This is a genomic window from Streptomyces sp. SID5910, from assembly GCF_009862125.1.
Lineage (GTDB): Bacteria > Actinomycetota > Actinomycetes > Streptomycetales > Streptomycetaceae > Streptomyces.
On the sequence record NZ_WWHX01000381.1, the window covers coordinates 1 to 12,178 of the forward strand.

Below are 12,178 nucleotides of genomic sequence, written 5' to 3' on the forward strand. Positions count from 1 at the left end.
TGGCCCCGGGCGACGGCGGCCCCGCCACCGCCGAGCCGGCCGCGACGGCCTCGCCCCGGCTGCTGGACCTGCTGGCCCTGGCCGAGAACGAGCCCGAACTCTCCGCCCTCCAGCCGTATCTGTCCGACCCCGAGCCCGCCGTCCGGCGCACGGCGGTCACCGTGCTGACCGAGACCGTGCCCGCCGGCACCGGTCCGGCGCTCGCCGCCGCCCTGTCCGACCCGGACGGCGAGGTACGCGCCGCCGCCGCGGCCTCGCTGCGCGAGCTGGCCGAGACACTGACGCCCGAACCCGCGCTGGGCGAGCCCCTCGTCCGGGCGCTGGACCAGTCCGACCCCGTGGTCCGCGCCACCGCCCTCGACCTGCTGCGCGTCCTGCGGCTGGGCGACCCCGGCACCTTCACCGGAGCCCTCGGCGACCCGGACACCTCCGTGCGCATCGAGGCCGTACGCGGGCTGGTCGCGCTGGACGCCGCTCAGGCGCTCTCACCGGCCGCCGACGATCCGTCCCGCGAGGTCCGGGTCGCCGTCGCCAAGGCGCTGGGCACGCTGCGGGCGGAACCCCGCGCGGGCGGCGCCCACGACCGGCTCACCGAGGACCCCGACGCCCTGGTCCGCGGCGCGGCCTTCGCGGCGCTGGCGGAGACGGGCTGCCCGGCCCCGCTGGCGGCACGGGCGGTCGCCGCGCTGTCCGACCCCGCGTGGCAGGTCCGAGCGGGCGCGGCCACCGCGCTGTCCGCCGCCGCGTCCGACGCCGCGGTGCCCGTACTCGCCAAGGTCCTCGCCGACGCGAACGCCGATGTCCGCAAGGCGGCCGTCCTGGCCCTGACCCGGCACACCGGGACCACGCCGGACGCCCGGTCGGCGCTCGCCACGGCCACCGGCGACAGCGACGCCGACGTCAGGGCCTACGCGGCCCGCGCCCTGTGAGGCGGAGCCCGTAGGAACCGCTCATATCCAGTCGTCGGGCTCCGGCTCCGGCTCGTCCTCGGGCCAGTCGTGCGGGCCGGACCCGGCGTCACCCGCGGACGCGGGGGCCGGGCCGGGTGCGGGTGCCGATGCCTGCTCACCGGCCAGTCCGGCGAGCACCGCCAGCACTCCCTCCCCGTACGTCGCCAGCTTCTTCTCGCCGACGCCGCTGATCCCGCCGAGCTGCGCGACCGAGGTGGGCCAGGCGGTGGCGATCTCCCGGAGCGTGGCGTCGTGGAAGATCACGTACGCCGGGACGCCCTGCTCGCGGGCCTGCTCCCCGCGCCAGGCACGCAGCGCCTCGAAGGCGGGCACCAGTTCCGCGGGCAGTTCGGCCGCGGCGGCCTTGGCCTTGCGGTCCCCGCGCGAGCCGCCCCGGGCCGCCGCCGGCTTCTTGGGTTCCTTGCGCAGCGGCACCTCGCGCTCGCGCCGCAGTACCGCCCCGCTGGCCTCGGTCAGCACCAGCGTGCCGTACTCGCCCTCGACCGCGAGCAGTCCCTGGGCCAGGAGCTGCCGGGTGACACCCCGCCACTCGCCCTCGGTCAGCTCCTCGCCGATGCCGAACACGGAGAGCTGGTCGTGGTCGAACTGGATGACCTTCGCGGTGCGCTTGCCCAGCAGGATGTCGATGATCTGCCCGGCGCCGAACTTCTGCCCGCGCTCCCGCTTCAGCCGCACCACCGTCGACAGCACCTTCTGTGCCGCCACCGTGCCGTCCCAGGTCTCGGGCGGGGTGAGGCAGGTGTCGCAGTTGCCGCAGCCGGCCGCGTCCGGGTCCTGGCCGAAGTAGGCGAGGAGCTGGCCGCGGCGGCACTGGACGGTCTCGCACAGGCCGAGCATCGCGTCCAGGTGGGACTGGGCGCGGCGGCGGAACGCCTCGTCGCCCTCACCGGACTGGATCAGCTTGCGCTGCTGGATGACGTCGTTGAGCCCATACGCCATCCAGGCCGTCGACGGCAGGCCGTCCCGCCCGGCGCGGCCGGTCTCCTGGTAGTAGCCCTCGACCGACTTGGGCAGGTCCAGGTGGGCGACGAAGCGGACGTCCGGCTTGTCGATGCCCATGCCGAAGGCGATGGTCGCCACGACCACCAGGCCCTCCTCGCGCAGGAACCTCGACTGGTGCGCCGCGCGGGTGCCGGCGTCCAGGCCCGCGTGGTACGGCACGGCCTCGACGCCGTTGCTCGACAGGAACTCTGCGGTCTTCTCCACCGAGTTGCGCGAGAGGCAGTAGACGATGCCCGCGTCCCCGGCGTGCTCCTCGCGCAGGAAGCTCAGCAGCTGCCTCCTGGGGTCGGTCTTCGGCACGATCCGGTACTGGATGTTCGGCCGGTCGAAGCTGGCCACGAAGTGCCGCGCCGCCGGCATGTTCAGCCGCTCGGTGATCTCGCGGTGGGTGGCGTCCGTGGCCGTCGCCGTGAGCGCGAGGCGGGGCACGTCCGGCCAGCGCTCGCCGAGCAGGGACAGGGCCAGGTAGTCGGGCCGGAAGTCGTGGCCCCACTGGGAGACGCAGTGCGCCTCGTCGATCGCGAAGAGGGAGATCTTGCCGCGGGAGAGCAGGTCGAGGGTGCTCTCCAGGCGCAGCCGCTCGGGCGCCAGGTACAGCAGGTCCAGCTCACCCGCGAGGAACTCGGCCTCGGTCACGCGCCGCTCGTCGAAGTCCTGCGTGGAGTTCATGAACCCGGCCCGCACGCCGAGCGCCCGCAGCGCGTCGACCTGGTCCTGCATGAGCGCGATCAGCGGCGAGACCACGATGCCCGTGCCGGGCCTGACCAGGGCCGGGATCTGGTAGCACAGCGACTTGCCGCCGCTGGTGGGCATGAGCACGACGGCGTCGCCGCCCGCGACCACGTGATCGACGACCGCCTCCTGCTCACCGCGGAAGGCCTCGTACCCGAAGACGCGGTGCAGCGTGGCCAGCGTCTCGCTGTCCAGCCGCCCTGCCGCTGCCGTCTCTGCCATCTCGCCGCTCACACCCATCGTCCCGTCCCCCGCACACCCTGCCGCGCCCATCCAGTCCCGACCACTCCCCCCACGATAGGGGCCCCCACCGACACCCCCGAAGTTATCCACAGCCCACCCCACGCGACCCGCGTCACGGGCACCACGCGGCCCGGCACCCCCCGAGGGTGCCGGGCCGGCGGCGTGGCAGGGGTGAGCGCGGGGTCAGCGCACGAAGACTCCCGCCTGGCCCGCCAGGTCCAGGAAGTACTGCGGTGCCACGCCCAGCACCACCGTGACCGCCACGCCCACGCCGATCGCCGTCATCGTCAGCGGTGACGGCACCGCGACCGTCGGGCCCTCCGGCCGCGGCTCGCTGAAGAACATCAGGACGATCACGCGGATGTAGAAGAACGCCGCGATCGCCGAGGAGATCACGCCGACCACGACCAGCGGGGCCGCGCCGCCCTCCGCCGCCGCCTTGAACACGGCGAACTTGCCCGCGAACCCGGAGGTCAGCGGGATGCCCGCGAAGGCCAGCAGGAACACCGCGAACACGGCCGCCACCAGCGGCGACCTGCGGCCGAGCCCCGCCCACTTCGACAGGTGCGTCGCCTCGCCGCCCGCGTCGCGCACCAGCGTGACCACCGCGAAGGCGCCGATCGTCACGAAGGAGTACGCGGCCAGGTAGAAGAGGACGGACGAGACGCCCTCCGGCGTGGTCGCGATGACGCCCGCGAGGATGAAGCCCGCGTGCGCGATCGACGAGTACGCCAGCAGCCGCTTGATGTCCGTCTGGGTGATCGCGACGATCGCGCCGCCCAGCATGGTGACGATCGCCACCGCCCACATCACCGGCCGCCAGTCCCAGCGCAGCCCGGGCAGGACGACGTAGAGGATGCGCAGCAGGGCGCCGAAGGCCGCGACCTTGGTCGCCGCCGCCATGAAACCGGTCACCGGCGTCGGCGCGCCCTGGTACACGTCCGGCGTCCACATGTGGAACGGCACCGCGCCCACCTTGAACAGCAGACCCATGACGATCAGCGCGGACCCGACGAGCAGCAGCGCGTCGTTGCCCATGGTGCCGGCGAGCGCCGGGGTGACGTTCTGCACGGTGCCGTCGACGACCTGCGCGATCGTGCCGTACGACATGGAGCCCGAGTAGCCGTAGAGCAGGGCGATGCCGAACAGGGTGAACGCGGAGGCGAACGCGCCGAGCAGGAAGTACTTGACCGCCGCCTCCTGCGACATCAGCCGCTTGCGGCGGGCCAGCGCGCACAGCAGGTACAGCGGGAGGGAGAAGACCTCCAGGGCGACGAAGAGCGTCAGCAGGTCGTTGGCCGCCGGGAAGACCAGCATGCCGGCGACGGCGAACAGGAGGAGCGGGAAGACCTCCGTGGTGGTGAAGCCGGCCTTGACCGCCTTCTGCTCGCTCTCGCTGCCCGGCACGGCCGCGGCCTGCGCGGCGAAGGAGTCGACGCGGTTGCCGTGCGTCTCCGGGTCGAGCCGCCGCTCGGCGAAGGTGAACACGCCGACCAGTGCCGCCAGCAGGATCGTGCCCTGGAGGAAGAGGGCCGGACCGTCGACGGCGATGGCGCCCATCGCCGCGATGCCCGCCTTGGTCGTGCCGTATCCGCGCGCCGCGAGCGCGACGACCGCGGCGAAGGCGGCGACGAGCGCGACGACGGACACGAACATCTGCGCGTAGTAGCGGGACCTGCGCGGCACGAAGGCCTCGACCAGGATGCCGACGACCGCCGCGCCGATGACGATGAGCGTGGGCGCGAGCTGCCCGTACTCGATCTTCGGTGCGTCGATCTTCGCGATCGGGTCGGCCGCCGTTGCCGCCGTTGTCCACAGGCTGTGGACGGCTGATGCGCTCACTTGGCCGCCTCCACCTCGGGCCGGGGGTCCTTCTTGTGTACGTCGGACATGGTCTGCTGCACCGCCGGATTGACGATGTCCGTGACCGGCTTCGGGTAGACGCCCAGGAAGATCAGCAGCGCCACCAGCGGCGCCACGACCACCAGCTCCCGCACCCGCAGGTCGGGCATGGCCCTGACCTCGGGCTTCACCGGTCCGGTCATCGTCCGCTGGTAGAGGACGAGGGTGTAGAGCGCGGCGAGCACGATCCCGAAGGTGGCGATGATGCCGATCACCGGATACCGCGTGAACGTGCCGACCAGGACCAGGAACTCACTGACGAAGGGCGCGAGTCCCGGCAGCGAGAGGGCCGCCAGGCCGCCGATCAGGAAGGTGCCGGCGAGCACCGGGGCGACCTTCTGCACCCCTCCGTAGTCGGCGATGAGCCGCGAGCCGCGCCGGGAGATCAGGAAGCCGGCGATCAGCATCAGCACGGCCGTCGAGATGCCGTGGTTGAGCATGTACAGCGTCGCGCCGGACTGGCCCTGGCTGGTCATCGCGAAGATGCCCATGATGATGAAGCCGAAGTGCGAGATCGACGCGTACGCGATCAGGCGCTTGATGTCGCGCTGGCCGACCGCGAGCAGCGCCCCGTAGATGATGCTGATCACCGCCAGGACGAGGATCGCCGGCGTCGCCCACTTGCTCGCCTCCGGGAAGAGCTGGAGGCAGAAGCGGAGCATCGCGAAGGTGCCGACCTTGTCGACGACCGCCGTGATGAGCACCGCGACCGGCGCGGTGGCCTCCCCCATCGCGTTGGGCAGCCAGGTGTGCAGCGGCCACATCGGCGCCTTCACCGCGAAGGCGAAGAAGAAGCCGAGGAACAGCCACCGCTCGGTGTTGGTCGCCATGTCCAGCGACCCGTTGGCCCGCGCCTCGGCGATCTCCGTGAGGGAGAAGTTCCCGGCGACCACGTACAGCCCGATCACCGCGGCCAGCATGATCAGACCGCCGGCCAGGTTGTAGAGGAGGAACTTCACCGCCGCGTACGACCGTTGCGTCGCCGCCGTCTTCTCGCCGTGCTCGTGGGCCCGGTCCCCGAAGCCGCCGATCAGGAAGTACAGCGGGATCAGCATGGCTTCGAAGAAGATGTAGAAGAGGAAGACGTCGGTGGCCTCGAAGGAGATGATCACCATCGCCTCGACGGCCAGGATCAGGGCGAAGAAGCCCTGCGTCGGCCGCCACCGCTTGCTGCCGGTCTCCAGCGGGTCGGCGTCGTGCCAGCCCGCGAGGATGATGAACGGGACGAGCAGCGTGGTCAGCGCGATGAGCGCCACGGCGATGCCGTCCACGCCCAGTTCGTACCGCACGCCGAAGTCCGCGATCCAGGAGTGCGACTCGGTGAGCTGGTAGCGGTCACCGCCGGGGTCGAAGCGGACGACGACCAGTTCGGCGAGGACGAAGGTGGCGATCGAGAAGGCCAGCGCCAGCCACTTGGCGAAGCCGCGTTTGGCGGCCGGCACGGCGGCCGTGGCGATCGCCCCGACCGCCGGGACCACCGCCGTCGCTGTCAGCAGGGGAAAGGACATCGGTATCAGACCGCCCTCATCAGCAGGGTCGCGGCGACGAGGACCGCCGCACCGCCGAACATCGAGACCGCGTACGAGCGCGCGAAGCCGTTCTGGAGCCTGCGCATCCGCCCGGACAGGCCGCCGACCGAGGCCGCCGTGCCGTTGACGACGCCGTCGACCAGCGTGTGGTCGACGTAGACCAGCGAGCGCGTGAGGTGCTCGCCGCCGCGCACCAGCACGACGTGGTTGAAGTCGTCCTGGAGCAGGTCGCGCCGGGCGGCCCGGGTGAGCAGCGACCCGCGCGGGGCGACGGCCGGGACCGGACGCCGTCCGTACTGCGCCCAGGCGATCGCCACGCCGATGACCATGCAGGCCACGGTGGCCCCGGTGACCACCCCGGCGCTGATCGGCGCGTCACCGTGGCTGTGCCCGGTGACCGGCTCCAGCCAGTGCAGGAAGCGGTCGCCGATGCTGAAGAAGGCACCGCCCGCGACCGAACCCACGGCCAGCACGATCATCGGGATCGTCATCAGCCCCGGCGACTCGTGCGGGTGCGGCGGCTCGTAGGTGCCGCGCGTCTCGGCGGCCGGCTCCACGTCGGGCTGCGCCGGCGACGGCGTCGGGGCGTTGCGCCAGCGCTCCTCGCCGAAGAACGTCATCAGCATCACGCGCGTCATGTAGTACGCGGTGACGGCCGCGCCCAGCAGGGCGCAGGCGCCGAGGATCCAGCCCTCGGTGCCGCCCTTGGCGAAGGCCGCCTCGATGATCTTGTCCTTGGAGAAGAAGCCGGACAGGCCCGGGAAGCCGATGATGGCGAGGTAGCCGAGGCCGAAGGTGACGAAGGTGACCGGCATGTACTTGCGCAGCCCGCCGTAACGCCGCATGTCGACCTCGTCGTTCATGCCGTGCATGACGGAGCCGGCGCCGAGGAACAGCCCGGCCTTGAAGAAGCCGTGCGTCACCAGGTGCATGATCGCGAAGACGTAGCCGATGGGGCCGAGGCCCGCGGCCAGCACCATGTAGCCGATCTGCGACATGGTCGAGCCGGCCAGCGCCTTCTTGATGTCGTCCTTCGCGCAACCGACGATCGCACCGAACAGCAGCGTGACCGCGCCGACGATCGTGACCACCAGTTGCGCGTCCGGGGCGCCGTTGAAGACGGCGGCGGAGCGGACGATCAGGTAGACACCCGCGGTCACCATGGTCGCGGCGTGGATGAGGGCGGAGACCGGGGTCGGGCCCTCCATCGCGTCACCGAGCCAGGACTGGAGCGGCACCTGGGCGGACTTGCCGCACGCGGCGAGCAGCAGCATCAGCGCGATCGCGGTGAGCTTGCCCTCGCCGGCCTGCCCCGCGAGGCCGGGCTCCTCCAGCGAACCGAGCACCGGCCCGAAGGCGAAGGTCCCGAACCAGAGGAACATCAGCATGATCGCGATGGACAGGCCCATGTCGCCCACCCGGTTGACCAGGAAGGCCTTCTTCGCCGCCGTGGCCGCGCTGGGCTTGTGCTGCCAGAAGCCGATCAGCAGGTAGGAGGCGAGACCGACGCCCTCCCAGCCGACGTACAGCAGCAGGTAGTTGTCGGCGAGGACCAGGATCAGCATCGCCGCGAGGAACAGGTTCAGATAGCCGAAGAAGCGGCGGCGCCGCTCGTCGTGCTCCATGTACGCGACCGAGTACAGGTGGATCAGCGAGCCGACGCCGGTGATCAGCAGGACGAACGTCATCGACAGCTGGTCGAGCCGGAAGGCGACGTCGGCCTGGAATCCCTCCACCGGGATCCAGCTGAACAGGTGCTGCGTCAGGGTGCGGTCCTCGGCGCCGCTGCCGAGCAGGTCGGCGAAGAGGACGACGCCGATCACGAAGGACACGGCGGCCAGCAGCGTGCCGATCCAGTGGCCGACGCGGTCCAGCCGGCGTCCGCCGCAGAGCAGGACCGCGGCTCCGAGCAGGGGCGCCGCCACCAGCAGCGCAATCAGGTTCTCCACTTCAGCCCCTCACAGCTTCATCAGGCTGGCGTCGTCGACCGAGGCCGTGTGGCGGGAACGGAACAGGGACACGATGATCGCGAGCCCGACCACGACCTCGGCGGCGGCGACGACCATCGTGAAGAAGGCGATGATCTGCCCGTCGAGATTGCCGTGCATCCGCGAGAAGGCGACGAACGCGAGGTTGCAGGCGTTGAGCATCAGCTCGACGCACATGAAGACCACGATCGCGTTGCGCCGGATCAGCACACCGGTGGCGCCGATCGTGAACAACAGGGCCGCGAGGTAGAGGTAGTTGACGGGATTCACTTCGACGCCTCCTCGGACCGCTTGAAGGTGGCCGGAGCGGCCGTCCCGCGCTCCAGACGCTCCTCGGCGCGCTGCTCCAGGGCCTTCAGGTCGTTCAGCGCCTGAGTGGAGACGTCACGGACCTGGCCCCGGTCGCGCAGCGTCTTGCTGACGGTGAGCTCGGACGGGGTGCCGTCGGGCAGCAGGCCCGCGATGTCGACCGCGTTGTGCCGGGCGTAGACACCGGGCGCCGGCAGTGGCGGCAGGTACTTGCCGTCGCGGACGCGCTGCTCGGACAGCTCGCGCTGGGTCTTCGCGCGCTCGGTGCGCTCGCGGTGGGTGAGCACCATGGCGCCGACGGCGGCCGTGATGAGCAGCGCGCCGGTGATCTCGAAGGCGAAGACGTACTTGGTGAAGACGAGGGTCGCGATGCCCTCCACGTTGCCGTTCGCGTTGGCCTGGGCGAGGCCGTCGAACTCCGTGAGCGACGCGTTGCCGATGCCGGCGATCAGCAGGATGCCGAAGCCGAGCCCGCTGGCCAGGGCCAGCCAGCGCTGGCCCTTGATGGTCTCCTTCAGGGAGTCCGCCGCGGTGACGCCGACGAGCATCACCACGAACAGGAACAGCATCATGACCGCGCCGGTGTAGACGACGATCTGCACGATGCCGAGGAAGTAGGCGCCGTTGGCGAGGTAGAACACCGCCAGCACGATCATGGTCCCGGCGAGGCAGAGCGCGCTGTGCACGGCCTTCTTCATGAAGACGGTGCACAGGGCGCCGATCACCGCGACGGTGCCGAGGATCCAGAACTGGACGGCCTCTCCGGTGGAGGTGCCGGCGGCGAGGGTCGCCGCGGCGGCGAGCTGCGCGCTCATCGGCGGATCACCTCCTCCGACGCCGGCTCGGTCCCGCCGAAGGTGGAGTCGCCCTCCTGGACGACCTCCCCCTTGGAGTGGGCGACCTGCTGGACCGTGCCGGGCGCGGCCTCGGTGACCAGGCCCCGGTAGTAGTCCTGCTCGTCCGTGCCCGGGTAGATGGCGTGGGGCGAGTCGACCATGCCCTCCTCCAGGCCGGCGAGCAGCTGCTCCTTGGTGAAGATGAGGTTGGCGCGGCTGGAGTCGGCCAGCTCGAACTCGTTGGTCATCGTCAGCGCGCGCGTGGGGCACGCCTCGATGCACAGGCCGCACAGGATGCAGCGGGCGTAGTTGATCTGGTAGACGCGGCCGTACCGCTCGCCCGGCGAGTAGCGCTCCTCGTCCGTGTTGTCCGCGCCCTCCACGTAGATCGCGTCGGCGGGACAGGCCCAGGCGCACAGCTCGCAGCCGACGCACTTCTCCAGGCCGTCCGGATGGCGGTTGAGCTGGTGCCGTCCGTGGAAACGCGGAGCGGTGGTCTTGTGCTGCTCCGGGTACTGCTCGGTGAGCCGCTTCTTGAACATGGCCTTGAAGGTCACGCCGAAGCCGGCCACGGGATTCAGGAAACCGGGGTTGGTCTCCTTCGGTTCCTCAGCCATCGGACGCCTCCTTTCCATCCGTAGATCCGCCCGCAGGTCCGTCACTCTGAGTATCGGGCCCGCCACTGACAATCAGCTCCCGGTCCCGGCGCGGGCGGCGGCGCGGCACCTGCGGCAGCTCCTGTCCGGGCATCGGCGGTACGGGGAACCCGCCGGCCATCGGGTCGAAGGCGGCCGGTTCCCCGGCGGTCTCCTCCTCGGCGCCCTTGCCCTTGTCGCGGTAGATGTCGGCGACGAAGGACAGCAGCAGCAGGGCCAGGACGGCACCGCCGACGTAGAGGGCGATGTCGCTGAAGCCGTAGTTCTCGTTCCGCAGGGCCCGCACGGTCGCGACGAGCATCAGCCAGACCAGGGAGACCGGGATGAGGACCTTCCAGCCGAGCTTCATCAGCTGGTCGTAGCGCACGCGCGGGAGGGTGCCGCGCAGCCAGATGAAGAAGAACAGCAGCAGCTGGACCTTGACGACGAACCAGAGCAGCGGCCACCAGCCGTGGTTGGCGCCCTCCCAGAAGGTGCTGATCGGCCAGGGCGCCCGCCAGCCGCCGAGGAACAGCGTGGTGGCGACCGCCGAGACCGTCACCATGTTCACGTACTCGGCGAGCATGAACATCGCGAACTTGATCGACGAGTACTCGGTGTTGAAGCCGCCCACCAGGTCGCCCTCGGACTCGGGCATGTCGAAGGGGGCGCGGTTGGTCTCGCCGACCATGGTGACGATGTAGAGGATGAAGGAGACCGGCAGCAGCACGATGTACCAGCGGTCGTTCTGCTGGGCGACGATCTCCGAGGTCGACATGGACCCGGAGTAGAGGAACACCGAGGCGAACGCGGCGCCCATCGCGATCTCGTAGGAGATCATCTGCGCGCAGGAGCGCAGGCCGCCGAGGAGCGGGTACGTCGATCCGGAGCTCCAGCCGGCGAGCACGATGCCGTAGATGCCGACCGAGGCGACGGCGAGGATGAACAGCATCGCGATCGGCAGGTCGGTGAGCTGCATGGCGGTGCGGTGGCCGAAGACCGAGACCTCGTTGCCGGCGGGCCCGAAGGGGATCACCGCGATCGCCATGAAGGCCGGGATGGCCGCGACGACCGGCGCGAGGACGTACACCGCCTTGTCGGCCCGCTTGACGATGACGTCTTCCTTCAGCATCAGCTTGATGCCGTCGGCGAGCGACTGGAGCATGCCCCAGGGGCCGTGCCGGTTGGGGCCGATGCGCAGCTGCATCCAGGCGACGACCTTGCGCTCCCACACGATGGAGAACAGCACGGTCACCATCAGGAAGGCGAAGCAGAAGACCGCCTTGACGACGACCAGCCACCAGGGGTCGGTGCCGAACATCGAGAGGTCTTCAGCGGCGAGGTACGGGCTCATGCCTCCACCTCCTTGGGGGCCTCGCCCGCGAGCGTGGCCGGGCCGATGCGGACGAGGGTTCCGGGCAGCACCCCGGCGTCGGAGGCGACGCCGCGGCCGGCCGAGTTCAGCGGCAGCCAGACCACCCGGTCGGGCATCTCGGTGACCTCCAGCGGAAGTGCGACGGTGCCGCCGGGACCGGTCACGGCCAGCAGGTCGCCGGCCTTGACGCCGGCCTCGGCGGCCGTGGCGGCCGACACGCGCGCGCGTGCGGCGTGCCGAGTGCCGGCGAGCGCCTCGTCGCCCTGCTGGAGCAGGCCCTGGTCGAGCAGCAGCCGGTGCCCGGCGAGCACGGCCTCCCCGGCGGCGGGCCGGGGCAGCGCGCTCGCGGTGCCCAGCGGATCACCGGCCCGCGGCCCGTCCCAGGCACCGAGCCGGTCGATCTCCGCGCGCGTGGTGCGCAGGTCGGGCAGGCCCAGGTGGACGTCCATGGCGTCGGCGAGCATCTGGAGCACCCGGCCGTCGGTGGGCGCGAGACGGCGGGTCATCTGGTCGGGCTTGAGGGCGGCCTCGAAGAAGCGCACCCTGCCCTCCCAGTTGAGGAAGGCCCCGGCCTTCTCGGCGACCGCCGCGACGGGCAGGACCACGTCGGCGTGGCCGGTGACCTCGCTGGGCCGCAGCTCCAGCGACACCACGAA

At 71.1% G+C, this 12,178-nt stretch carries 10 protein-coding genes; 1 reads left to right on the forward strand and 9 read right to left on the reverse strand.

Annotated elements, in window-relative coordinates:
- A partial coding sequence (locus GTW67_RS13080) for a HEAT repeat domain-containing protein (RefSeq protein ID WP_202437172.1) occupies positions 1-929 on the forward strand: 929 nt, incomplete at its 5' end.
- 21 nt (positions 930-950) lie between these two features.
- Here GTW67_RS13080 and recQ read toward each other — a convergent pair.
- From recQ to GTW67_RS13125, 9 genes are all read right to left on the reverse strand, one after another.
- Positions 951-2,927 carry a DNA helicase RecQ gene (gene recQ / locus GTW67_RS13085; protein ID WP_202437173.1) on the reverse strand — a complete coding sequence of 659 codons (1,977 nt, stop codon included), beginning with the start codon at positions 2,925-2,927 and terminating at the stop codon, positions 951-953.
- Between the two features lie 204 nt (positions 2,928-3,131).
- The gene (gene nuoN / locus GTW67_RS13090; protein WP_161164987.1) at positions 3,132-4,790 is read right to left on the reverse strand and encodes an NADH-quinone oxidoreductase subunit NuoN; all 1,659 of its coding nucleotides are present in this window, start codon (positions 4,788-4,790) and stop codon (positions 3,132-3,134) included.
- Positions 4,787-6,358 (reverse strand): NADH-quinone oxidoreductase subunit M, encoded by a 1,572-nt coding sequence (locus GTW67_RS13095; RefSeq protein WP_161164988.1) that lies wholly within the window; start codon positions 6,356-6,358, stop codon positions 4,787-4,789. The genes nuoN and GTW67_RS13095 overlap by 4 nt, the downstream gene beginning before the upstream one ends.
- A gap of 5 nt (positions 6,359-6,363) precedes the next feature.
- Positions 6,364-8,328, reverse strand: coding sequence for an NADH-quinone oxidoreductase subunit L (nuoL, locus tag GTW67_RS13100; RefSeq protein ID WP_161164989.1), 1,965 nt, complete (start codon positions 8,326-8,328; stop codon positions 6,364-6,366).
- Positions 8,329-8,337: 9 nt separating this feature from the next.
- On the reverse strand, positions 8,338-8,637 hold the full coding sequence (gene nuoK, locus GTW67_RS13105) for an NADH-quinone oxidoreductase subunit NuoK (protein ID WP_161164990.1): 300 nt from the start codon (positions 8,635-8,637) through the stop codon (positions 8,338-8,340).
- Entirely contained in the window at positions 8,634-9,491 is an 858-nt protein-coding gene (locus GTW67_RS13110; protein WP_161164991.1) for an NADH-quinone oxidoreductase subunit J, read from the reverse strand. The genes nuoK and GTW67_RS13110 overlap by 4 nt, the downstream gene beginning before the upstream one ends.
- Complete coding sequence (gene nuoI / locus GTW67_RS13115) at positions 9,488-10,129, reverse strand: NADH-quinone oxidoreductase subunit NuoI (RefSeq protein ID WP_161164992.1); 642 nt, start codon at positions 10,127-10,129, stop codon at positions 9,488-9,490. Before nuoI ends, GTW67_RS13110 begins: the two co-directional genes overlap by 4 nt.
- Positions 10,122-11,501 (reverse strand): NADH-quinone oxidoreductase subunit NuoH, encoded by a 1,380-nt coding sequence (nuoH, locus tag GTW67_RS13120; RefSeq protein WP_161164993.1) that lies wholly within the window; start codon positions 11,499-11,501, stop codon positions 10,122-10,124. Before nuoH ends, nuoI begins: the two co-directional genes overlap by 8 nt.
- On the reverse strand, positions 11,498-12,178 hold a 681-nt coding region (locus GTW67_RS13125; protein ID WP_161164994.1), incomplete at its 5' end, for a molybdopterin dinucleotide binding domain-containing protein. The genes nuoH and GTW67_RS13125, both read right to left, overlap by 4 nt.

Coding starts and splice junctions, on each gene's coding strand:
- nuoI (WP_161164992.1), bottom strand. CDS start 10,129: ATGGCTGAGGAACCGAAGGAGACCAACCCCGGTTTCCTGAATCCCGTG.
- GTW67_RS13110 (WP_161164991.1), bottom strand. CDS start 9,491: ATGAGCGCGCAGCTCGCCGCCGCGGCGACCCTCGCCGCCGGCACCTCC.
- recQ (WP_202437173.1), bottom strand. CDS start 2,927: ATGGCAGAGACGGCAGCGGCAGGGCGGCTGGACAGCGAGACGCTGGCC.
- nuoH (WP_161164993.1), bottom strand. CDS start 11,501: ATGAGCCCGTACCTCGCCGCTGAAGACCTCTCGATGTTCGGCACCGAC.
- GTW67_RS13095 (WP_161164988.1), bottom strand. CDS start 6,358: ATGTCCTTTCCCCTGCTGACAGCGACGGCGGTGGTCCCGGCGGTCGGG.